A 23,360-nucleotide genomic window follows, 5' to 3' on the forward strand; every position below is an offset into this window, starting at 1 on the left:
GTCATCACAAAAGCCAGTATCTGATCACAAATGCCTTGGTGGAGGAAAGCTCAAAGACTGAACTGATTACTTTTTGTTCACGCTCTCGCCCTGGGTTCCCTATTGTTCTAAAACCGAAAGAGCGGCTTGTTGAGCTGTATCGCAAGGATGAAAATGATGAACGAATGCGCTTAGAGTTACCAAGTGATCCTGAATCTGCATCATTTATAAAATACACTCAAGATACTCTATATGAATACAATGCTTTTATATCTAAACAGTGTATTTGTTTAGATTTAACAGATGATCATCTAAAGCAAACTGCTGAGGCCCTTAAACGCAACACTGTAAAAGACCCTGTATGCTTTTATTCAACACAGCTCAGACGCATATTTTCACGCGGAAGTATGCAACAGGGAGGTCGTTTCTATGGCGGCTGGTGGCAACAGTTACCGGAAAGGTTCAGAGCACATATTACGATCAATGGTGAAAAAACTGTAGAAGTGGATTTCTCATCTATTGCATACACTATTCTGTATGCTGAAAAAGGCTATTATATTGAGGCTGGTTCAGACCCTTATGACATTGGCTTACCGAACTGGCAGGGTAAGGATGACCAAAGGCGTAAGGTCATTAAGAAATTTATGAACGCCCTAATCAATGATTATAAGGGGAACTATAGCCTATCAAAAAGCCTAGAAGCAGAGATAGGTATGTCAAATAGTGATCTGAAAGCACAGGTATTGAAGCGGCACTCTGCCATTGCCGATGATCTTGAAGCAGGGAAAGGGCTATGGACACAATTTAAAGATAGCCAGATTGCATTCAGTGTTATGGAATCACTAACAAAACAAGATATACCTGTGCTACCTATACATGATAGTTTTATTGTCCGTTGTGAAGACTATAAAAGACTATTCACTGAAATGTTTATTGCTGCATCTATATATTGTAACTTTTTACTACAAACAGATGCTAATCCTCCAAGAAGGCTAAAGGATTTTGGATTAAAAGGTGTCGATTATGAATTTGATAAGAATACTTTATATCTGACAGAAGTTATCGGTGAGTCTTTCAATCATAACACAAGGATGAATCAGTTTTATTTAAGCTGGTTGAAGCAACAGCCAAAGACAGAAGAAACAGAGGATAAAACAGGGAATACTAAAAGAACAGGGTTAATATTCGGTAATGCTAAGTCTTAATAACCTATCTATAGGTATTTTATAATTTCTCTGTAGGGGCTACATCATTACAGATGTGTTTATAAAGGCAATATAGAATATTAACAATATGATTTATCAAGGGAAAAGTCCTCTATAGAGAATTAAGGGTTAGACATAACCACTGATAAAATATTCAGCCTTATACATCTCTATAGATTCTTTATATGATCTCTGTAAATACCAGATCATTACAGAGCAACCTATAAAGACACTATAGATTATTAACAGGGTAGTGTAATAACAGGAAGCATAGCTTCAATTACTTACATTCTGTTATTAAATATAACAGCCTCTATAAGGGAATCAATAGTAACGTAATAACACTTTTTATCTGGGGTCTCTTCTCTGACCCCTTTCTCTTATATTAATCTGTTATAGCGGCCTGTTAATGCCTTTAAAGACCCTTCTCATTACCCGGTACAAATTCATAAACCAGCACGAATGTTAGCCAACACCTCTCTCGAAAACATAAATTGTAACAACTCGCTTTCTGATCCTCAGAGGCTCTACAAGCTGCTTTAAGGTCCACCCACCTCTACCTACTGGTAATTCCTAAACGCAGCTTCTAACCTACTTCTCGTAACTCTCAGTGGTATATTCAAGTCTATCTACAACAGTGACCAAATCCCTCACTTCAAAGCCATGCGTATAGACATCAGTCTGTCCCAACGAAGTAACCTTGTGACCAACGATCTGCTGAATGGCTGATTCGTTAATACCACCCGTTCTTCTAAGCATAGTAACAACCGTATGACGGAAACTATGAAAGTCTCTCTTTAAACCCTGTTCATCATACCTTTCAACACCGACTTGCCTCTGAAGGCCATACAGCCATGAAGTCATTTTTTGACCATGGCAGTTTGGAAACAGCAAACCATCAGCGCAGCCTTTAACGTAGTCAATAAACCCATACTCAAGCAGCTGTTTATGAATCGGAACACTACGGTTACTGTTCTTGGTCTTTGTTGAACCAGCACTGTCAGAAATCACCATATAGTATCTTTCAGAAGCAGCATCTAACCGTATATCTTGCTTCCTGAGCTGAGTAATCTCCCCCGCCCTGCAGCCATGATAAAGCGCCAGCAATCCCACCCATTTGCGCTCAGTATGATCCATGGACAGAAACCCCTGCCCCATCAAAAGCGCTTCATGCTGGCGGTAGTAACCTCTGTTACTCTCCAGATCCAAATTCAGCTTCAACCCCCTTGCTGGTGAGTCTTTCAAGTGGTCTTCTGTCACTGCATAAGCAAACACGCCCTGAAGAAACTTTCTCAGGTTGTCAGCACTGCCCTGTGACTGGCGATCACTTTCAGGTATATCCACCTCATCGACATAGGCCACCAGCTCAGGCCAGCTCATCTGCTTGTAGGGGCTTGTGTTCAGACGGGGTAATCTCAGATAGTCCTGTACCACTGAACGGATCTGTTTGCGCTCTATGCAGTCGATAGCTGTACTGGTGAAATCAGGATGTATATGCCGGATATACGCCATGAAACGCTCATATTCCTGCTGCTGTTTAGGCTTCAATGGCTTTACGGGGTCATTCACTTTGCTGTGTAGAAACTGGTCATACAGATCTACAAACGATATAGCATCTGAAGCACCTTCATCCCTGAAATATTCAACAGCCTGATCGTACTCTGACAGCCTGTTGTCCATCAGAAGCTGGTTTGCATCTGCCCGCTTCTTCCACAGCTTATTGCGAAGTATGGCTAGTTCCTGAAGGGTTTCATCATCAACGGTGAAGCCCTTTTCTTCGAGCCACTCTGCCACATCAGCCTTGGCAGAACTCAAATCCAAGGTGCTCAAAGGGTTTAGAAACTGCCAATTCTCCATAACCGACAAGACAGCTTTAATGGAGCGAGGATCTTCACCGCCTGAAAGCTGCTCAGAGATGCTGGCTGGTCTGGATTTCAATGCTTGATAGTGGATTGCACGATGTTCCTGTTCGTACTCTTCAACAACTGATCGAGCCATTACCTTCAAGTCCTTTGCACATAGATTCCCTGCTCTGAACAATGCCACAGCACCAAGCAGCTTACCAACCAGTATTCTGGCTGTGCTGGCACTGTCAGTCTTGAGTGATACACGAATTGGTGGTTTTGCTGGCGCTCTGACTTGCAGGTAATAGATCCGGTTACGCTGAGTCAGATAGGAAGCTGCGTAGTCCACTCTGTAGTCCACCTTGTAGTCCAGTGGTACTGAGCGAACCTAAAACTGATACAAAACAACCAGTTGGAAGGAGTTGAGAGTCTGCCGATAAGCCGGGTTTTGTCGTGGACAATCATTCATCTAGGACCAGCGTCGCCACTGGTCTCAAGCGACCTACCCGGACCCGGCGCGGGCCACGCCTTAATGGGTCCCTATTTGGTCTTGCTCCGGGTGGGGTTTACCATCGCCGTGGAGTGTTGCCACCCACGCGGTGCGCTCTTACCGCACCATTTCAACCTTACCGTCATCCGAAGATGCTTAGGCGGTATACTTTCTGTTGCACTTTCCGTCGGCTCGCGCCGCCCAGACGTTATCTGGCACCTTGCCCAATGGAGCCCGGACTTTCCTCCCCTGCGCGAACGCAGCGACGATTGCCTGGCAGACTCTCGGCGCGAAGTATAACCGGCTGACGGCACGACGCAAGCAAATCCGGGACCAATCAGGCAATCAGCAGCTGATATAGCCGATTTTTCTTCTCGCCGGTAATCTCGGCGGCTACACCGGCTGCTTTTTTCGGTGGTAACTCCTTGGCCAGAATACGCAGAATGCGCTCGGCTTCGGGGTCGATGGCATCATCCGCCGTGGCCGTTTCAGCCCCCTGTACCAGCACCACGAATTCGCCCCGCTGCTGATTGCTGTCCGCTTCAATCCACTCCACCAGCCCTGACAGGGTATCGCCGTGGATCGTCTCGAAGGTTTTGGTCAGCTCGCGTGCCACCACGGCATAGCGCGCATCCCCGAACGCGGCCTGCATCGCCTTAAGGCTCTCCACGATACGGTGGGTCGACTCGTAGAACACCAGCGTTTCGGTATTGCTTGCCAGGGTTTCCAGTGCCTGGGCGCGCGCACCGCTTTTCGACGGCAGAAAACCGATGAACTGAAACCGGTCGGACGGCAGCCCCGACGCCGACAGCGCCGCCACAAAGGCACAGCAGCCCGGCACCGGTGCCACTCTGAAGCCGGCTTCACGCACGGCCCGCACCAAGTGAAAGCCGGGATCGGAGATCAACGGTGTACCGGCATCACTGATCAACGCCAGCGAATGGCCGGCTCCAAGCAGGTTGATGACATGCTCACACCGCTGCCGCTCGTTGTGATCATGCACTGATATCATCTGCCCTTTAATGTTAAAGTGTGACAGCAATCGGCCGCTGTGACGGGTATCCTCGGCGGCGATGTAATCAACGCTGGCCAGGACCTCGCGCGCGCGCTCCGACAGGTCTGCAAGGTTGCCGATCGGCGTGGCCACGATATAGAGAACGGGTTCTGACATTAGGACATCCATCTGTTGGCAAGGACTGGGATTATATGACGAATTTACACCGGCTGTCTTTCAGCCTGCTGCTGGCCACCGCCCTGCTGACCGGCTGTGCCAGCCAAACCACACCCCCCGAAGTGGTCGACAAGACAGCCGGCCCTGCTGCCGGTGTTGACAGCCTGCTGCGCCAGGCCGACACCCAACCGGCCACACCTGCTGCCGAGCTGCGCCTGCAGGCGGCACGCCAGCTGGCCCAGCGCGGTGAAAACGCACGTGCACTGGATGTATTGGACGCCATTGATGTCAGCCGCATCCCGCCCACACTGGCATTCGAGGTTGCCAAACTGACCGCTCAACTGAGCCAGAACGAACAGGACCCGGCCACCATACTGCGCCAACTGGACCCGAAACGATTTGACAACCTGTCCGCCCAGCAGCAAGCCACGCTGGGTCAGCTGCGTGCCGATGCCTGGCTGCAGCAGGACGACCCTATCGGTGCCGTCCGTGAACTGATCGTCAGCAGCCTGCTGACTCTGGACCCGCAGGAGCAGCAGCGCTATCACAACCAGATCTGGCAGCTGCTGCAAAACATCCCGTTCGATCAGATCAAGGCCGCAACACGCCAGGATAACGATTATCAGGAGCAGGGATGGTTCGAGCTGGCAGCAATGCTACAAGAACGTGCAGGCCTGGCCGAGCGAGAACAAGCGCTGCAGAAATGGGGCATGATGTGGCAGTCTCACCCCGCCCTGCTACTGCCCCCTGCCGGTCTGGTCGGTATCGACCGCGACGGCGAGCAGCTACGAGTACAACGCATCGGTGTCATTCTGCCACTAAGCGGCGAGCTTGCTAAACCAGCACAGACACTGCGTAAGGGCATGGAAGCGGCACTGGAGGTGGCCCGTCGCCAAGGCAAGTCAGTCCCCCGATTGGTCCTGCTCGATTCCACCGGGCTGAACGATGTTGCCCCCTTGCTGATGCAGGCGCGCCAACAGGGCGTGGAGCTGCTGATCGGTCCACTCAATCCGCAACTAATCAACCAGCTGGCGGCTCTGCAGAACCTGGAAATCCCAGTGCTGGCCCTGAACGCATCCGAGCCGGGACCTTCGCAACCCTGGCAACTAGAACTCTCTTCAGAACATGAGGCCCGCATGATTGTCCGTCGTGCCCTGTCCGAAGGGCATCGTCGCGTTCTACTGGTCACGCCTGGCGCCGAGTGGGGCGACCGTGTCGCCAGTGTTATGCGTGAGGAGCTGGAGAGTGCCGGCGGCCGCGTGGTGGGCACCCTGCGCTATGACACCAGCGGCAATTACAACGAGCAGATCGGTAACCTCATGCTGACCCCGCAAAGTGCAGCTCGTGAAAAGCAGCTGCGTGCCGTGGTTCGCCATCGACTGGAGTTTCAGGAACGCCGTCGCAAGGACGCAGATGCTATCCTGATGACCGCCCTGCCGGATGCCGCTCGCTTGATCAAGCCGATGCTGGACTACCATTTTGCCGGCGACCTGCCCGTTTACGCCACATCACATCTGTATGAAGGGCATCCCGATGCCACACGTGATGTCGACCTCAACGGTATCACCTTCTGTGACCTGCCCTGGCTGCTGCAAGCGCCGAGCGAAGCGCAGCGCCTGCTCAGCAGCAATGGTGAAAACACCCTGTCACGCTCGGGGCGACTCCTTGCCCTGGGCGTCGACAGCATCAATGTCTACCCTTGGCTACCTCAGCTGGAACGCAGCAGCGGTACCTTTCTGGTAGGGGAAACCGGCCAACTCAGCATGAGTGCCGGCAAGCGCCTTGAGCGCACCCTCAGCTGCACCCCGTTTGAGAACGGTATTCCGGCCAGCCTGGCCCAGGAGAGCAGCGACAACAACTGAAGGAGATAACGCGATGGACCGCAACCGAATCGGCATGGACGCCGAACGGCGGGCCAGCGAGTGGCTGTGCAGTCAGGGACTGTCACTGCTGCAACGCAATGCCCGTTGCCGTTTGGGTGAGATTGACCTGATCATGCAGGATGGTGACCAGATCGTATTTGTCGAAGTGCGTGCACGCGCCGGCAAGTACTTCGGTGGTGCCGCCGCCTCGGTGGATTGGCGCAAGCAGCAGAAGCTGATTCAGGCTGCACGCTTTCTGCTCAGCCGGAATCCGCACTGGAGCACGTACCCTTGCAGATTTGATGTTCTCGCCTTTGAAGGGGACTCGGAGACGACCCCACCAATATGGTATAAAGACGCCTTTCGCCCATGAAACATGCTCAAGAACACCGGAAACGCTTTTAATGGAACTTGAAGACCGTATCGTCAGTCAGTTTCACAACACCATGGAGATGCATGCGCTCACCATCGAGCAGCATACTCCTCTGATTGCTGAGGCCGGTGAACTCCTGCTGCAATGCCTGGTCAGTGAACAGAAGATTTTGTGTGTCGGCAATGGCGGATCCGCTGCGCTGGCACAACATTTTTCATCTCTGCTGCTGAATCGCTTTCGCCATGAACGCCCGGGCCTGCCAGCCATGACGTTGAATGATGCGGCAGCCATGAGCGGCATCAGCGAAGACACTGGCTTTGCCGATGTCTACTCGAAGCAGATACGCGCCCTGGGGCAGCCCGGTGATATCTTGCTGCTGATCTCGACGCACGGCCGCGCCAACAGCCTTGTACAAGCTATTCAGGCGGCGCATGACCGCGAAATGATGGTGATTGCACTCAGTGGTGGTGATGGCGGCAACATGGCTGCACTGCTGTTGCCGGACGAGATCGAGATTTGTGTACCTGAGGCCGAGGATGCTCTGATCCACGGCGCTCACCTGCTGGTGTTGCACTGCCTGTGCGACCTGATTGAATATCAACTGTTTGGAGGCTGATCGCTATGCTCAAACGCCCCCTGATCGCTGTCGTGCTGGCATCCACACTGCTGTCGGGCTGCTCCAGCCTGATCAGTGCCAGCCGTGAAGAACCCATCCAGGAAGACCAGGGCAGCCGCACCTGGGGCCGTTACCTGGAAGACGAGTCCATCGAAACCAAGACCCTGGTGAACATCAGTAAGGGCTCTCAGGCTCTGGCTCAGTCACACATCAATGTGGTCAGCTACAATGGTCAGGTACTGCTGATAGGCCAGGTCCCGGACGAGAACATCAAGCGTGAGGCCTCCGAGATTGCTCGCCAGGTGCGGCATGTTCGCAAGGTGCACAACGAGCTGGAGATTGCCGGCCCCACATCAACCATCGTGCGCAGCAACGATGTCTACCTGACCAGCCGCATCAAGGTGCAAATGCTGGCCGATAAGCGCGTTGAAGGCGGGCGCATCAAGGTGGTCACCGAAAATGGCGTGGTGTATCTGATGGGCCTGGTGACACCGGCCGAAGCGGATATTGCCGTTGACATTACCCGCTCGGTTGCCGGTGTGCGCAAGATCGTCAAGGTTTTCGAATATATCGGTGCCTGACAAGCAGCGCCTGCTGCCTGTCAGGCTGCAGACAGCTTACTTGACGACCCGCAGTGACGGTTTGCCCTTGCTTTTCGGGCGCGGCGCTTCTGCCGCCTCTTCCGGGTCCATATCCTGCGGGTCTACTGCTTCCAGCACCGGTGGCTGCTCTGCCTGCTCAGCCTGCTGCAACAGCTCCTCGACACCGGGCTCCATGCCAAAGCCCATGCCCATGCCATTCTCCCGCGTGAAGATAGCCAGTACCGCCACCATCGGCGCATAGACGTTCATCGGCACGCCGCCAAAGCGCGCGCTGAAACTGATACCCTGATCATCGATCAGCAGCCCCTGCACGGCGCCCGGGGCAATGTTGAGCGTGATTTGTCCGTCTTGTATAAACTGTTCCGGCACCTGCACACCCTGCAATGTGGCATCGACAGCGATGTGGGGCGTCATGTTGTTATCCAGCACCCACTCGTAGAGGGCGCGCAACAAATAGGGACGGCTGGGTTTGATTTCGCTCATGACAACTCCTGGTTGGTGCGAGTTCAGGCTTCCCTGCGACGCAGCATGTACATCCTGTATATAAAAAAGGGATGAAGTTGCCTCCATCCCCGGTCGTTCTGCATCATGCTACTGATGCTCAGTCGCGCAGCTCTCGCTCGTACTCGGACAGGCTGGCCTGGAAGGATTCACGCTCGAACAGGCGCTGCATGTACTCCTGCAACGGCTTGGTCTGCGCGTCCGGCAGCTCGATTTCCAGCTGCGGCAGACGCCACAGGATTGGAGCCAGACAGCAGTCTACCAGAGTAAATTCGTCACTCATGAAGAACGGCTTTTCGGCAAAGATTGGTGATACCGCTACCAGACTGTCGCTCAGCTCCTTACGGGCCTGATCCAGTTCGGCTTCGGTACCCTCATCCGCCAGAATGCGATCAACCAGCACACACCAATCACGCTGGATGCGGTGCATGTACAGACGGCTCTCAGCACGGGCAACCGGGTAGACCGGCAACAGGGGCGGATGCGGGAAACGCTCGTCGAGGTATTCCATCATCACATTCGGCTCGTACAACACCAAATCCCGATCCAGCAGGGTCGGAAGCGTGTTGTAGGGGTTCTGCGCTGCCACGTCCTCCGGCAGCTCGCTGGCTTTACACTCGACAATATCAACTGCCACGCCCTTTTCACAGAGCACGATGCGCACCCGGTGACTGTAATGGTCGGAACCATCCGAATAAAAGGTCATGGAAGAACGCTTGGCCACTACGCCCATCGAACTATCCCCATCAAAAATTTGCTGCTGAAAACAAAAAAACCTACGCGACCTTGCGGCCGCGTAGTCTCGGACTCATCACCCGATGGCTATCAGTGTACGTCTTTCCAGAACTCTTTCTTCAGAGCAAAGGCAAACACGAACAGGATGGCCAGGAAAATCAGAACCTTGGTACCCAGACGCTCAGACTCGAGACGTGAAGGCTCACCCATATAGGTCATGAAATTCACCAGATCGTAGATGGTCTGGTCAAACTCTTCCGGAGTCTGGCTGCCGGCTTCCTGCACCTTCAGGCAGCCGCCCATGGTCTTGCCGGTCAGCGGGTCGATCTCTTCGCTGCCACCGTGAGCCAGCTCTTCCGGTGTACAGTAATTGACCACCTTGCCCTGCAGATCTTCCAGCACATTAGGCATACCCACGTCCGGGAACACGGCGTTGTTCACGCCCCAGGGACGGTTTTCGTCCTTGTAGAAGCTGCGCAGGTAAGTATAGACCCAGTCAGAACCACGTAGACGCGACTCCAGAGTCAAGTCGGGCGGCGGCGCACCGAACCAGCCTGCAGCATCTTCCTTGGCCATAGCGCTCTTCATGTGATCGCCGATCTTGGTATTCGGATCGAAAATCAGGTATTGCTCGACCAGCTCATTCGGCATTTCCAAGTCCTGAGCGGCACGCTCAAAACGCTGGTAACCGGCTTCGTGACAGCCCATGCAGCGGTTGACGAATGTCTGCATGCCCCGCTGCAGTGAAGCCTTGTCAGTCAGATCGACATCAATCGAATCCAGCGGCACTCCAGCGCCGCCGGCGGCACTGGCTGTCATCGGAGCCAGCGCCATCATCAGTGTGATAAGGAACTTTTTCATTAGCCTGTAACCCTTTCCGGAACCGGTTTAGTGCGCTCCATGCGTGTGTAGAACGGCATCAGCAGGAAGAATGCGAAGTACAGCGCGGTACACAGCTGAGACAGCATGGTACGGCCTTCAGTTGCCGGCAGAACACCCAACACACCCAGAATCACGAAGCTTACAATGAAGATCAGCAGTGCGATCTTGCTCAGCCAGCCCTTGTAACGGATGGAGCGGACCGGGCTGCGATCCAGCCAAGGCAGTACGAACAGGATGGCAATGGCAGCACCCATGACGACAACACCCCAGAACTTCGCATCCAAACCGAACATCGGGAAAGTAATCGCACGCAGCATCGCGTAGAACGGCGTGAAGTACCAGACCGGTGCAATGTGGTCAGGTGTTTTCAGCGCGTTTGCCGGTTCGAAGTTAGGCTTCTCGAGGAAGTAGCCGCCGCCCTCAGGGAAGAAGAACACCACGGTGCAGAATACGAACAGGAAGACCACAACACCTACAATGTCTTTCACGGTGTAATACGGATGGAACGGAATGCCATCCAGCGGTACGCCGTTTTCGTCTTTCTTGTCCTTGATCTCGATACCATCCGGGTTGTTGGAACCCACTTCGTGCAGCGCGATGATGTGCAGGACAACCAGCGCCAGGATCACGATCGGCAACGCGATAACGTGCAGCGCAAAGAAGCGGTTCAGTGTAATGCCAGAGATCAGGAAGTCACCACGGATCCACTGCTGCAGATCGGGACCAATCACGGGGATTGCACCAAACAGGGAGATGATGACCTGGGCACCCCAGTAGGACATCTGGCCCCACGGCAGCAGGTAGCCCATGAAGGCTTCGGCCATCAGTGCCAGATAGATGGTCATGCCGAAGATCCATACCAGCTCGCGTGGCTTGCGGTAGGAACCGTACATGATGCCACGCAACATGTGCAGGTACACCACCACGAAGAAGGCAGAGGCACCGGTAGAGTGCAGATAGCGCAGTAACCAGCCATATTCCACATCACGCATGATGTATTCGATGGACGCGAACGCACCTTCGGCGCTCGGGTTGTAGCTCATGGTCAGCCAGATACCGGTCAGGATCTGGTTAACCAGCACCAACAGTGCCAGAGAGCCGAAGAAGTACCAGAAGTTGAAGTTCTTCGGTGCGTAGTATTTCGACAGATGGTCTTCCCACATGGCAGTTGCCGGGAAGCGGTCGTCAATCCAGCCCATCAGGCCCGGATTACCTTTATTGCGTGTACCAGCCATTATGCAGTCTCCGGATCAACACCGATAACCAGTGTGTTGTCATCTTCATACGAATGCGGCGGAATGACCAGGTTGGTCGGCGCCGGTACAGACTTGTACACGCGACCGGACAGGTCAAAGCGCGAGCCGTGACAAGGGCAGAAGAAGCCACCCAGCCATTCCGGACCCAGATCTTCTGGCGCCACTTCCGGGCGATAAGTCGGTGAGCAACCCAAATGAGTACAAATACCCACCATAACGGCGTATTCGGGGCGCACTGCACGCGCAGCGTTCTTCGGAATGTAATCCGGCTGCTGCGGCTTTTCAGACATCGGATCAGCCAGACGTTCGTTCAGCTTCTCCAGGTTGGCCAGTGCCTCTTCTCCACGACGGACAACCCACACCGGCTTGCCACGCCACTCAACGGTCATCTGCTGACCTGGCTCCAGCTTGCTGACATCCGCCTTTGCAGGTGCACCTGCGGCTTTCGCCTTGGCACTCGGATTCCAGGAAGCCACGAACGGGACGGCCGCTCCTACAGCACCCACTGCACCTACTGCAGATGTGGCACCGATCAGGAGACGACGTCGACCCTTATTCACGCCGTCATTGCTCATTAACTTCATCTCCCCTCAATCGATCTGCCGCCCCTTGTACGAGCACAATAAGCTGACAGGTCGCTCAGTCATGAAAAAACACAAAATCGGTTTGTTCAAATGCGCCGAATGTTAATGAAAATACCCTTTTTTTACAAGGTAAAAAGCCCCCGCCATTAGGCGAACACGCTTTTCATTGACATGGCGCTAAAACGAAAAAAGCCCACAACCACAAGGGTTGCAGGCTTTTCTGAATCGCCATGAGCGGCAATGCCGCCAGCAATTAACGCTTGGAGAACTGCGGACGCTTACGTGCTTTGCGCAGACCCACTTTCTTACGCTCAACCATACGAGCGTCACGGGTAACGTAACCCGCTTCACGCAGCGCACCACGCAGGGTTTCGTCGTATTCCATCAGGGCACGCGTGATGCCGTGACGAATCGCGCCAGCCTGGCCGAAGCCACCGCCACCCTTCACTGTGATGTGTGCATCGAACTTCTCAACATTGTCGGTCAGTTCCAGCGGCTGCATGACGATCATGCGCGCGGTAACGCGACCGAAGTACTCTTCGAGAGTACGGTTGTTGATGGTGATCTTACCAGTACCCGGGCGCAGGAACACACGAGCAGTAGAGGTTTTGCGACGGCCGGTACCGTAATACTGAGTAGTAGACATTTTCGCCTTCCCCTTAGATGTTCAGTTCTTTCGGCTGCTGAGCCTGGTGCGGATGTTCGGCACCAGCGTAGACCTTCAGCTTGGTGTACATGGCACGACCCAGCGGGCCTTTCGGCAGCATGCCCTTGACGGCCAGCTCGATGGTGCGCTCAGGGAAGGTCTGTACCATCTTGTTGAAGTTTGCTTCCTTCAGGCCACCCGGAAAACCGGAATGACGATAGTACATCTTGTCGTTGCGCTTGTTGCCGGTCACGTTTACTTTCTCGGCGTTTACAACAACGATGTAGTCACCGGTATCAACGTGCGGAGTGTATTCCGGCTTGTGCTTGCCACGCAGACGGCGGGCAATTTCAGTAGCCAGACGACCCAGAGTTTTACCTTCTGCGTCGACAACATACCAGTCGCGTTTTACTTCGGCCGGCTTGGCGGTAAAAGTAGTCATGGAGGTTTCACCTTACAATTTAAGTCTCGAATCGAAGATTCCGACTTACCTTATAGTTATTGGTTAGCGCATGGCACTAACGTACACTTTTTCGGCACCCTGCAATCAGGGAGCGCGCATTATACCTGCGCACCCGCCCTCTGAGAAGAGCTAAATGTATTTTCAGCCGGCGCGGTGCTCGCGTGCCAGATACTCGTGCGACTGCATCTCCAGCAAACGGCTCTGGGTGCGCTCGATCTCGAAGTTCAGGCGTCCTTCCGTGTAGATCTCGTGGATCGGCACTTCAGCAGAGATGATCAGCTTGACGCCGGAGTCGTAAAACTCGTCGACCAGGTTGATGAAGCGGCGCGCCGCATCGTCATTCTTCAACCCCATCTGCGGCACGTTACTCAACAACACGGCATGATAGATCTTGCCCAACTCGATATAGTCATTCTGAGAGCGTGCACCGAGGCAAAGATCATCAAAATTGAACCAGGCCACGTCCTCACAGATACGACGCGCCTGAATCGTGCGGTTATTGATTTCCACCTGGGCATTGACTTGCTCTTCTTCCAGATCCGGCGCCAGGCTTTCAAAGCTCTGCGCCAAACTCTGATCCGCCGCATCGTCCAGCGGCCAGTGATACAGCTCGGCCTGTTCCAGGGTGCGCAGACGGTAATCCACGCCACCGTCCACGTTGACCACTTCAGTGTATTGTTTCAGCATGTCGATCGCTGGCAGGAAGCGCTGACGTTGCAGGCCGTCTTTGTACAAACCATCAGGCACAATATTGGATGTGGCCACCAGCGAGACGCCGTTGCTGAACAGCTCCTGCATCAGGCCGCCAAGAATCATCGCATCGGTGATATCGGAGACGAAGAACTCATCGAAACAGATGATGCGCGCCTCTTCGGCGTACTTGCGACCGATCTCCACCAGCGGATTCTTGGTGCCATCCAGCACCTTGAGCTCGGCGTGAACACGCTGCATGAAACGGTGGAAGTGGGTCCGCATCTTGCGCTCGAACGGCAGACTGTCGTAGAAGGTATCCATTAGATAAGTCTTGCCACGCCCCACGCCTCCCCAGAAGTACAACCCTGTGACCGGCTCCTGCTTCTGGCGTTTGAGCTTGCCGCCCAGGCGCTGCATCAGGCCGGGCTTGGGTGCACGCTCCGCTGCGACCAAGTCATCATACAGGCGCTGCAAATGCCCTACCGCCATTTCCTGGGTCGGATCATATGAGAAGTCATCACGTTTCAGATCCTGCTGGTAACGTTCAAGCGGAGTCATTTTCAGTCTTTACCTCTGATCGGTTTATGCACACCACAACGGGGGCGAACTTTACTGCCGAAGCCCTCGTTGCGCAAATCCCGCCACACCGAAGCACCTCGACACAGGGTCAGATCAGGGCATCAAAGCCCCAACAGCCTGACCAACACAGGCACGATAAAGGCCGTCAGCAGCCCGGTCAGCCCCATCGCAAGGCCGGCAAACGCCCCGGCAAGGGTACTGAACTCAAATGCAAAGGCGGTGCCGAAGCCGTGAGCCGACAACCCAAGAGTAAAGCCCTTGACGGCGTCATCCTCGATTTTCAGCCAACGGAACAGCGGCGGTGCGACCAGGCAGCCAATGGCACCCGTAATCAACACCAAGCCCGCCGCCAGCGACGGGTATCCGCCGATTTTTTCGGCGATACCGATCGCAATAGGCGATGTGACCGACTTGGGCGCCAGCGACAGCAGGGTTGCTTCGGATGCGCCCAGCAACCAAGCCACGGCGATCACGGAGAGCGCAGCTGTTACGGCCCCGCAGCTGCAAGCGATCAACAGGGGCAGCAACATTTTCTTAACCCGCTCGAAGTGGTCATACAGCGGAACAGCCAAGGCTACTGTCGCCGGTCCGAGCAGGAAGTGGATGAACTGCGCCCCTTCGAAGTACGTGTTGTAGTCTGTGCCGGTCAGCTGCAACAACACGATTATCAAGGACAGCGCCACCAGCACCGGATGCAACAGCGGCGTACCGCCCACCCGCCGATTGAGCCAGCTCGTGAACAGAAAGGTGGCAATGGTCACGATGATCCACCACAGGGGTTTGGCAGCAAAGTAGACCCAGAAACTGCTCATGACTTGTCTCCCCGTGCACCCAGATCAAGATTGCGGGTCAGCCGCTTGAGTACCAGCGCCGTCACCAGCACTGTAACCACCGTGCTCACTACCAGTGACGTCAGGATCACCAGCCACTCCGCCGCAATCAGCTCAGCATGTACCATGAGGCCGACACCGGCCGGGACAAACAGCAGCGCCAAATGCCGGAGCAGCCCTTCGGCAGGGGTACGAATGGTCGCCGGAACCTTGCCGTGGGCAATCAAGCCCGCCAGCAATAACACCATTCCCATGACCGGACCGGGCACTGGCAGGCCGGCTGCCAGCACAATCCACTCTCCCAACAACTGACATACCAGCAGCAATAACAGCCCCGCCAACATGCTTGCCTCCTGTACTTATTGTTCTTGAAGCGGGCGAGTGTACTTATTTTCTTAACAATTTTCTCTTCGACTCTTGGCAAACGCCGCCAGCCTCTCTATAATGCGCTCCGTTCCTGATTGAGGGGCGTCATACGACAAACTCTTAATCAGAACAAATACTTAGCTTCAGCTTTGTCGGGGTGTAGCTCAGCCTGGTAGAGCACTGTCTTCGGGAGGCAGGGGTCGTAGGTTCAAATCCTGTCACCCCGACCACTGGCTGGAACTAAGTATCATTGCGTCGGGGTGTAGCTCAGCCTGGTAGAGCACTGTCTTCGGGAGGCAGGGGTCGTAGGTTCAAATCCTGTCACCCCGACCAATTCTTCTTTCCCGCCTTTCTGTTTCCTTCAGTATTTTTCAACTGATCAATCCATGCGACTAAGGTAGAATGCTGCCTTTAGTTTTTACTCGTGGATTTTTGTCATGCTGGACAAGCTCTTCAAGCTCTCCGAGCACCAAACAACCGTCAAAACCGAATTGATCGCAGGCCTGACCACCTTCCTGACCATGGCCTATGTCATCTTCGTCAATCCCACCGTCCTGTCGGATACCGGCATGGATCCGGGCGCCGTGTTCGTGGCCACCTGCCTGGCCGCCGCCATCGGCTGCTTCGTGATGGGATTCTTTGCCAACTACCCCATCGCCCTGGCTCCCGGTATGGGCCTGAATGCCTTTTTCAGCGTCACCGTCGTCGGCCAGATGGGCTACAGCTGGGAAACCGCACTCGGCGCCGTTTTCATTTCCGGGGTATGTTTTTTTCTACTGTCGATCTTTCGCATCCGCGAGTGGATCATCAACAGTATCCCCGCCTCGCTCAAGGGCGGCATCGGCGCCGGCATCGGCCTGTTTCTCGGCTTTATTGGACTGAAGAATGCCGGCATTGTCATCAATGAAGACACCACGCTGGTTACCATTGGCGACATGAGCCAATGGGGCGCCATCATGGCCTGTCTGGGCTTTATCATCATCGCCACCCTGTATTACCGCCGCATGACCGGCTCGGTCATGATCGGCATTCTGGCGATTACTCTGGTCAGCCTTGCGACCGGGCACGTCGAGTTCAACGGTATCCTGTCTGCCCCACCCTCTCTGGCACCAACCTTTGCCCAACTGGACATCCAGGGTGCCCTCAGCATCGGCCTGGCAAGTGTTGTATTCTCGTTCCTGTTTGTTGATCTGTTCGACACCTCGGGCACACTGATTGCCGTGGCCCAGAAAGGCAAACTGCTGGATCAGCAAGGACGATTGCCACGCCTGGGGCGGGCACTGATGGCCGACTCGACCGCCACCATGGCCGGCTCGGTCATGGGCACCTCCACCACCACCAGCTACATTGAATCCGGCGCTGGCATCGCGGCCGGTGGTCGTACCGGCCTGACGGCGGTCATCGTCGGCATGCTGTTTCTGGCCAGCCTTTTCCTGTCACCGCTGGCCGGTACCATTCCGCCCTACGCAACCGCTCCCGCCCTGCTGTTTGTGGCCGTATTGATGACCCACAGCCTGGTCAAAATCGACTGGGACGATATCACCGAAGCCGCACCGGTGGTCATTGCCACCGTCAGCATGCCGCTAACCTTTTCCATCACCACTGGCATCGCCTTTGGCATCATCTCCTACACCGCCATCAAGGCCCTGAGCGGTCGCTTTGATCAACTCAACCCGGCACTCTGGGTACTGTCGGCACTCTTCGTAATCAAGATGGCTCTGTACGGCTGATACGGCTTCAGGCGTCCTTCGGGGCGCTAACAACTGGTGCTGACCGACCTGCAGCACTTTCCGCTGAAGCCTGAGACCAAGCCCGCCGACACACAGAACAGAGAGCATGCGCCTACAGACAATAAAAAAGGGGTGAAGACTATGTCTTCACCCCTTTTTTTACCAATCGCCTGATCAGAGAATCAGACGACGGATATCACTCAGCAAGCCGTTCAGGTCGGTCAGGAAGCGACCGGCATCACCGCCATTGATGGCACGGTGGTCATAAGACAGGCACAGCGGCAGCATCATGCGCGGCTCGAACTCCTTGCCATTCCAGCGCGGCTTGATATCCGCTTTGGAGATCCCCAGGATCGCCACTTCCGGCGCGTTGACGATCGGCGTGAAGCCGGTGCCGCCAATGCCACCCAGGCTGGAAATGGTGAAGCAGGCACCCTGCATCTCATTCGGCTTCAACTTGCGATCTTTGGCCTTGCCAGCCAGTTCGGTCGCTTCACGCGCCAGCTCATAGACACTCTTCTTATCCGCATCCTTGATCACCGGCACCATCAGACCGTTCGGCGTATCCACTGCAATACCAATGTTGACGTACTTCTTGAGCACGAGGTGCTCGCCATCATGGTGCAGGGACGCATTAAACTTCTGATGACGCTTGAGCGCAATGGCGGCCGCCTTGATCATGAACGGCAGCGGAGTCAGCTTAACGCCCTCTTTCGCCGCCGCATCCTTCATGTCCTTGCGGAAGGCTTCAAGCTCGGTGATATCCGCATCATCAAACTGGGTCACGTGCGGAATGTTCAGCCAGCAACGCGACATGTTGTCACGGGTGATCTTGTCCACCTTGCTCAGCTTGACCATCTCGGTTTCACCGAATTTGCTGAAGTCCACCGGCGGAATCGGCGGAATACCACTGCCTGCCGTTACCGCTGCCGCCGACCCTTTCTCGGTCAGCTGCTTGAGCGCCGATTTGACGTAAGCCTGCACGTCTTCCTTCAGAATACGGTTTTTGCGGCCAGTGCCAGACACGTTGGCCAGCTCGACACCGAACTCACGCGCCAGCGCCCGCACGGCTGGACCGGCATGCACCTTGCGATTTTTCTGCTCCAGCGCATTCAGATCGACACTTTTATCTGCTGCCGGAGCAGCCTTGGCAGGTGCTGGTGCAGGAGCCGGTGCTGCCGCCTTGGGCGCTGCCGCAGCCGAGGCCGGGGCGGCTTCTGCCGGAGCACCCGCTACCTCAAGCTCAAGAATCAGGTCGCCTTCATTGACCTGAGCTCCTTCCTGAATCTTCACGGACACCACCTTGCCGCCTTTCGGCGCCGGCACTTCCATGGAGGCCTTATCGGTCTCTAACGTGATCAAGCTGTCGCCTTCGGCAATTTCGTCACCAGCCTTCACCAGCACTTCGATCACGTCCACATCGGTGGCACCGGACAGATCAGGTACCGTTACCGGCTCGACACCACCAGACTGTGCCGGTGCTGCCGCAGGGGCAGTCGAGGCAGCTGGTGCTTCTGCCGGAGCCGCTTCAGTTGCGGGCGCAGATGCAGCGGCAACATCACCGGCAACCTCAAGCTCCAGCAGCAGATCACCTTCATTGACCTGATCACCTTCCTTGATCTTCATGGAAACGACCTTACCCCCCTTGGGCGCTGGCACTTCCATGGAGGCTTTGTCGGTCTCCAGCGTGATCAGACTGTCACCTTCGGCAATCTCGTCACCGACCTTCACCAGCACTTCGATCACATCCACATTTTCAGCACCGGACAGATCCGGCACCAGCACCGACTCGACACTGGAAGCCGTTGATGCGGACGCTGCAGGTTGGGCCACGGACTCGGACGACACTTCAGGCTCAGCCTTGGCCGGCTCGGCGTCTGCAGGGGCTTCGGCTTGGGGTGCACCTTCAGCCTCTAGCTCCAGAATGGCGTCACCTTCGTTGCAGGTACCGCCTTCGGCCACGATGATGTTCTTAACCACACCGGCATGCGTGGACGGCACTTCCATGGAAGCCTTGTCCGTTTCCAGCACGATCAGGGAGTCACCTTCAGCAACGGTATCACCGACGCTGACGCACACTTCAATGATGTCGACGTTTTCGCTACCGCCGATATCGGGCACTGTAATGGTAGTCGTAGTCACAATAAGTCCTCTCGCAATAAACCAGTCAGATGTTCACTCGCCCGTCACTTACAGTGTCCAGGGCGCCGGCCTCTCCGGGTTGATGTTGAACGTCTGAATGGCCTTGGCGACAACCGAAGCCTCCAGCTTGCCTTCTTCCTGCAGCGCCTTAAGTGCCGCGACCACCACATAGTAGCGGTTGACTTCGAAGAACTCGCGCAGCTTGCCACGGGTGTCCGAACGACCGAAACCGTCGGTGCCCAGCACCTTGTAGCGGCGCGGGATGTATTCACGCAGCTGATCGGCGTACATGCGGATGTAATCAGTCGAAGCGACAACCGGACCTTCATGCCCTTCCAGGCACTCTTCCACATAGGACTTGCGCGCCTCTTCTTCCGGATGCAGCAGGTTCCAGCGGCTGACAGCCTGGGCATCACGGCGCAGCTCATTGATGGACGTGGTGCTCCAGACATCCGCCTCGACACCAAATTCATCACGCAGAATGGTCGCCGCTTCGCGTACTTCGCGCAGAATGGAACCACAGCCCATCAGCTGCACCTTGAGATCGGATGCCTTGCCCTCTTCCAGCAGGTACATGCCTTTGATGATGCCCTCTTCGGCCCCCTGCGGCATTTCCGGATGCTGGTAGTTCTCGTTCAGCGTGGTGATGTAGTAGAAGCGGTTTTCCTGCTCCTGGTACATGCGGCGCAGGCCGTCCTGCACGATCACCGCCAGCTCGTAGCCGTAAGTCGGGTCGTAGGAGACACAGTTCGGAATCATCTGAGCCATCAGGTGGCTGTGACCATCCTGGTGCTGCAGGCCCTCACCGTTCAGCGTGGTACGGCCGGAAGTGGCGCCGATCAGGAAGCCGCGCGCCTGGGAGTCACCGGCCGCCCAAGCCAGGTCCATGATGCGCTGGAAACCGAACATGGAATAGAAAATGTAGAACGGCACCATGGCGCAGCCATTGTTGGCGTAGGAGGTCGCCGCGGCAATCCAGGCCGACATGGCACCGGCTTCGTTGATACCTTCCTGCAGGATCTGGCCGTTTTTGGACTCCTTGTAATACATGATCTGATCAGAGTCGTGCGGCACATAGCGCTGACCTTCAGACGAGTAGATGCTCAGCTGACGGAACATGCCTTCCATACCGAAAGTACGCGCCTCATCCGGCACAATCGGCACCACGCGCTCACCCATCTGCTTGTCTTTCACCAGCGTGCTGAGCACACGGTTCAGCGCCATCTGGGTGGACAGGGTACGTTCGCCGCTGGACTTGAGCTGACCTTTGAAGGCTTCCAGCTCAGGGATCTGCAGCTGTTCGAACTCGGTACGGCGCGCCGGGTAGAAACCACCCAGCTGCTTGCGGCGCTCGAACATGTACTTCATCTCCGGAGAATCCGGCGACGGACGGTAGTACGGCACGCTCTTGAGCTGGTCATCGGACAGCGGGATGTTGAAGTTGTCGCGGAACGCCTTGAGGTCGTCCAGCGCCACTTTCTTCATCGAGTGGGTATCATTCTTGGCCTGGCCGGACTGACCGGTGCCGTAGCCCTTGACGGTCTGCGCCAGAATGACGGTCGGCTGCCCCTTGTGGTGGAACGCCTGGTGGTAAGCCGCATACACCTTGTACGGGTCGTGGCCGCCGCGGTTCAGGTTCATGATCTCGTCGTCGGACATATCCTTGACCATCTCGGCCAGCTCCGGATATTTGCCGAAGAAGTGCTCACGGGTGTAGGCACCACCATTGGCCTTGTAGTTCTGCAGCTCGCCATCGCAGACTTCATCCATGCGCTTGCGCAGCAGGCCCTTTTCGTCCTTCTCGAACAGCGGATCCCAGTGACGGCCCCAAAGAACCTTGATCACGTTCCAGCCAGCACCCTTGAAGACGCCTTCCAGCTCCTGCACGATCTTGCCGTTACCACGGACCGGGCCGTCCAGACGCTGCAGGTTACAGTTGATCACGAAGATCAGGTTTTCCAGCTGCTCGCGGCCGGCCAGAGAGATGGCACCCAGGGTTTCCGGCTCGTCACACTCGCCGTCGCCCAGGAAGGCCCAGACCTTGCGATCACCGCGCTTGACCAGATCACGCGCCGACAGGTAACGCATCACGTGCGCCTGGTAGATCGCCTGGATCGGTCCCAGACCCATGGATACGGTCGGGAACTGCCAGAAGTCCGGCATCAGCCAGGGGTGCGGGTAGGAGGACAAGCCATTGCCGTCCACTTCACGGCGGAAGTTATCCAGCTGCTCTTCGGTCAGACGGCCTTCCAGGTAGGCGCGGGCATAGATCCCCGGGGAGATGTGGCCCTGGAAGAACACCATGTCGGATTCGCGACCTTCGGGGCCATGGAAGAAGTAGTTGAAGCCGATATCGTACAGTGTTGCGGAGGAAGAAAAGCTGGAGATATGACCGCCAAGCGCATCTTCGTTATCGTTGGCGCGCATCACCATCGCCATGGCATTCCAGCGGATGAAAGAGCGGATACGACGCTCCATGAACAGGTCGCCCGGCATGCGAACTTCGTCACGTGGCGAAATGGTGTTCACATAGGATGTATTGATGGTGGCGCCCGCATCAACTCCCATTGTAGACGCCTTGGCGCCCAGCTCGCGCAGCAGGTAGCGCGCGCGCTCATCTCCATCGTTTTTGGCGACGGATTCAAGAGCATCCATCCATTCCTGGGTTTCGATTGGATCGATATCTTCAATCATGTCTCGCACTTTGCCTTCTCCGATCACTTGTAAGCGTGGATGTGCCAAGATCAGCCAGCGCCAGCGTGGATTGCACGCGAGAGCACATCGAGCCGTCCCGGTTATTGTGGTTTTATGTGTAGTAATACTACATTTGCATCATACTTTTGTCTATAAAGCCCCATGAGCTAGGGGTTTACCCACACAAAGACCCTGCCTTGTGTAGTATTATGACACTTGTCAAGCCTCCTCCTCTCGGCTCAGACTAGACCGTCTTAACGCTCTTTCCAAGCGGGTGCGCTCGCGCCCCTGTTCCAGCAGCACCTCCTCGACAAATGCCAGATGGTCATGCGCCGCCTGTCGGGCCGCCTCGGGCTTCGATTCCAGAATGGCCTGCAGCAGCAGCTGATGCTGCTCATGGATGCGCTCGCGCATGGCACCTTCGGGATAGATCTGCTGCAGGTTGTCCCAGATGTGCTGACGCAGCAGATTGAACAGGGCCCGCATCATGTGCAGTAGCACCACATTGTGGGTGGCCGCTGCGATGGCCAGGTGGAACTCGACGTCGGCGGCCACTTCCCGATCGAAGGACTTGTCGTCATGACAGGCCTGCAGACGGTCGAAGCAGGCCTGAATGGCCGCCTTGTCGGCCGGCGTCGAGCGCAGCGCCGCATAATAGGCGCTGACGCCCTCCAGCGCGTGACGAAACTCCAGCAGGTCATACTGCGACTCGGGGTGAGCCTTGAACAACTCCAGCAACGGATCCGACAGGCCAGCACCCAGATCTTCGGACACGAAAGTGCCGCCGCCCTGGCGGCTGATCAGCAGCCCACGCGCGGCCAGCTTTTGCATGGCTTCGCGCACCGAAGGACGCGAAACTTCAAACTGTGCCGCCAGCTCCCGCTCGGGCGGCAATCGCTGACCTGGCTGCAGCGTCCCCTCCAGAATCATTGTTTCCAGCTGCTGCATGATGACATCGGAAATACGCGGCTGCTTGACGCGTTTATAGACCATACTTGCTCATGTCCTGTCAGAGGTATCAATCTGCTTGAAAATAAATTGGTTTGACCAATATTTCAAGAAAGCGCATGCAAAATCACGTTGACAGGTCGATGCCGACACTCTTAAAGTCCATAAA

The 23,360-nt window shown here is 55.5% G+C and carries 21 protein-coding genes, 2 tRNA genes and 1 other RNA gene; 8 read left to right on the plus strand and 16 right to left on the minus strand.

Translation table 11 applies throughout. The annotated features are described in order from the left end of the window. On the plus strand, positions 1-1,184 hold a 1,184-nt coding region (locus KTN04_RS08525; RefSeq protein ID WP_456085650.1), incomplete at its 5' end, for a hypothetical protein. Positions 1,185-1,775: 591 nt separating this feature from the next. On the opposite strand, the gene KTN04_RS17285 is transcribed toward KTN04_RS08525, so the two are convergent. The 3 genes from KTN04_RS17285 to rsmI form a co-directional block, all read right to left on the minus strand. Further along, positions 1,776-3,377, minus strand: a complete 1,602-nt coding sequence (locus KTN04_RS17285; RefSeq protein WP_217334806.1) for a tyrosine-type recombinase/integrase — start codon at positions 3,375-3,377, stop codon at positions 1,776-1,778. Positions 3,378-3,449: 72 nt separating this feature from the next. Next, positions 3,450-3,803, minus strand: an RNA gene (gene rnpB, locus KTN04_RS08535) — RNase P RNA component class A. A gap of 52 nt (positions 3,804-3,855) precedes the next feature. Continuing rightward, complete coding sequence (rsmI, locus tag KTN04_RS08540; protein WP_217334807.1) at positions 3,856-4,689, minus strand: 16S rRNA (cytidine(1402)-2'-O)-methyltransferase; 834 nt, start codon at positions 4,687-4,689, stop codon at positions 3,856-3,858. Between the two features lie 35 nt (positions 4,690-4,724). On the opposite strand from rsmI, the gene KTN04_RS08545 reads away from it, so the two are divergent. Genes KTN04_RS08545 through KTN04_RS08560 form a run of 4 tightly spaced genes read left to right on the plus strand, consistent with a single transcriptional unit; the run spans position 4,725 to position 8,121 of the window. Next, entirely contained in the window at positions 4,725-6,551 is a 1,827-nt protein-coding gene (locus KTN04_RS08545) for a penicillin-binding protein activator (RefSeq protein ID WP_217334808.1), read from the plus strand. A gap of 13 nt (positions 6,552-6,564) precedes the next feature. Further along, a complete protein-coding gene (locus tag KTN04_RS08550) occupies positions 6,565-6,924 on the plus strand; it encodes a YraN family protein (RefSeq protein ID WP_217334809.1) in 360 nt (119 codons plus the stop codon). A 31-nt stretch (positions 6,925-6,955) separates the two neighbouring features. Next, on the plus strand, positions 6,956-7,540 hold the full coding sequence (locus KTN04_RS08555) for an SIS domain-containing protein (protein WP_217334810.1): 585 nt from the start codon (positions 6,956-6,958) through the stop codon (positions 7,538-7,540). A gap of 5 nt (positions 7,541-7,545) precedes the next feature. Then, positions 7,546-8,121 carry a BON domain-containing protein gene (locus tag KTN04_RS08560; protein ID WP_217334811.1) on the plus strand — a complete coding sequence of 192 codons (576 nt, stop codon included), beginning with the start codon at positions 7,546-7,548 and terminating at the stop codon, positions 8,119-8,121. Between the two features lie 36 nt (positions 8,122-8,157). Here the strand turns inward: KTN04_RS08560 and KTN04_RS08565 are convergent, their stop codons facing one another. The 10 genes from KTN04_RS08565 to KTN04_RS08610 form a co-directional block, all read right to left on the minus strand. Next, positions 8,158-8,616, minus strand: coding sequence for a ClpXP protease specificity-enhancing factor (locus KTN04_RS08565; protein ID WP_217334967.1), 459 nt, complete (start codon positions 8,614-8,616; stop codon positions 8,158-8,160). 127 nt (positions 8,617-8,743) lie between these two features. Beyond that, positions 8,744-9,376, minus strand: coding sequence for a glutathione S-transferase N-terminal domain-containing protein (locus KTN04_RS08570; RefSeq protein WP_217334812.1), 633 nt, complete (start codon positions 9,374-9,376; stop codon positions 8,744-8,746). A 92-nt stretch (positions 9,377-9,468) separates the two neighbouring features. Further along, on the minus strand, positions 9,469-10,239 hold the full coding sequence (locus tag KTN04_RS08575) for a cytochrome c1 (protein WP_217334813.1): 771 nt from the start codon (positions 10,237-10,239) through the stop codon (positions 9,469-9,471). Beyond that, a complete protein-coding gene (locus KTN04_RS08580; protein WP_217334814.1) occupies positions 10,239-11,495 on the minus strand; it encodes a cytochrome b in 1,257 nt (418 codons plus the stop codon). The genes KTN04_RS08575 and KTN04_RS08580 overlap by 1 nt, the downstream gene beginning before the upstream one ends. Further along, positions 11,495-12,091, minus strand: a complete 597-nt coding sequence (gene petA, locus KTN04_RS08585; RefSeq protein ID WP_217334815.1) for a ubiquinol-cytochrome c reductase iron-sulfur subunit — start codon at positions 12,089-12,091, stop codon at positions 11,495-11,497. Before petA ends, KTN04_RS08580 begins: the two co-directional genes overlap by 1 nt. 262 nt (positions 12,092-12,353) lie before the next feature. Next, a complete protein-coding gene (gene rpsI, locus KTN04_RS08590; protein ID WP_217334816.1) occupies positions 12,354-12,746 on the minus strand; it encodes a 30S ribosomal protein S9 in 393 nt (130 codons plus the stop codon). 13 nt (positions 12,747-12,759) lie between these two features. After that, on the minus strand, positions 12,760-13,188 hold the full coding sequence (gene rplM, locus KTN04_RS08595; RefSeq protein ID WP_217334817.1) for a 50S ribosomal protein L13: 429 nt from the start codon (positions 13,186-13,188) through the stop codon (positions 12,760-12,762). 162 nt (positions 13,189-13,350) lie between these two features. Further along, positions 13,351-14,460: a cell division protein ZapE gene (gene zapE / locus KTN04_RS08600; RefSeq protein WP_217334818.1), complete on the minus strand. Its 1,110-nt coding sequence runs from the start codon at positions 14,458-14,460 to the stop codon at positions 13,351-13,353. A gap of 122 nt (positions 14,461-14,582) precedes the next feature. After that, positions 14,583-15,293 (minus strand): LrgB family protein, encoded by a 711-nt coding sequence (locus KTN04_RS08605; RefSeq protein ID WP_217334819.1) that lies wholly within the window; start codon positions 15,291-15,293, stop codon positions 14,583-14,585. Continuing rightward, complete coding sequence (locus KTN04_RS08610; protein ID WP_217334820.1) at positions 15,290-15,655, minus strand: CidA/LrgA family protein; 366 nt, start codon at positions 15,653-15,655, stop codon at positions 15,290-15,292. The genes KTN04_RS08605 and KTN04_RS08610 overlap by 4 nt, the downstream gene beginning before the upstream one ends. A gap of 175 nt (positions 15,656-15,830) precedes the next feature. Between KTN04_RS08610 and KTN04_RS08615 the strand changes: the two genes are divergently transcribed. The 3 genes from KTN04_RS08615 to KTN04_RS08625 all read left to right on the plus strand — a co-directional run bounded on the left by KTN04_RS08615 (position 15,831) and on the right by KTN04_RS08625 (position 17,407). Further along, a tRNA-Pro gene (locus tag KTN04_RS08615) sits at positions 15,831-15,907 on the plus strand. A 26-nt stretch (positions 15,908-15,933) separates the two neighbouring features. Continuing rightward, positions 15,934-16,010, plus strand: a tRNA-Pro gene (locus KTN04_RS08620). A 104-nt stretch (positions 16,011-16,114) separates the two neighbouring features. Continuing rightward, positions 16,115-17,407 (plus strand): NCS2 family permease, encoded by a 1,293-nt coding sequence (locus KTN04_RS08625; RefSeq protein WP_217334821.1) that lies wholly within the window; start codon positions 16,115-16,117, stop codon positions 17,405-17,407. A gap of 174 nt (positions 17,408-17,581) precedes the next feature. Here KTN04_RS08625 and aceF read toward each other — a convergent pair whose 3' ends face one another. From aceF to pdhR, 3 genes are all read right to left on the minus strand, one after another. Beyond that, a complete protein-coding gene (gene aceF / locus KTN04_RS08630; protein WP_217334822.1) occupies positions 17,582-19,549 on the minus strand; it encodes a pyruvate dehydrogenase complex dihydrolipoyllysine-residue acetyltransferase in 1,968 nt (655 codons plus the stop codon). A 48-nt stretch (positions 19,550-19,597) separates the two neighbouring features. Beyond that, on the minus strand, positions 19,598-22,243 hold the full coding sequence (aceE, locus tag KTN04_RS08635) for a pyruvate dehydrogenase (acetyl-transferring), homodimeric type (protein WP_217334968.1): 2,646 nt from the start codon (positions 22,241-22,243) through the stop codon (positions 19,598-19,600). 219 nt (positions 22,244-22,462) lie between these two features. Beyond that, the gene (gene pdhR, locus KTN04_RS08640; protein WP_217334823.1) at positions 22,463-23,236 is read right to left on the minus strand and encodes a pyruvate dehydrogenase complex transcriptional repressor PdhR; all 774 of its coding nucleotides are present in this window, start codon (positions 23,234-23,236) and stop codon (positions 22,463-22,465) included. Positions 23,237-23,360 lie beyond the last annotated feature (124 nt).

Origin of the sequence: Marinobacterium weihaiense (assembly GCF_019061305.1) — a bacterium.
Taxonomy (GTDB): domain Bacteria; phylum Pseudomonadota; class Gammaproteobacteria; order Pseudomonadales; family Balneatricaceae; genus Marinobacterium; species Marinobacterium weihaiense.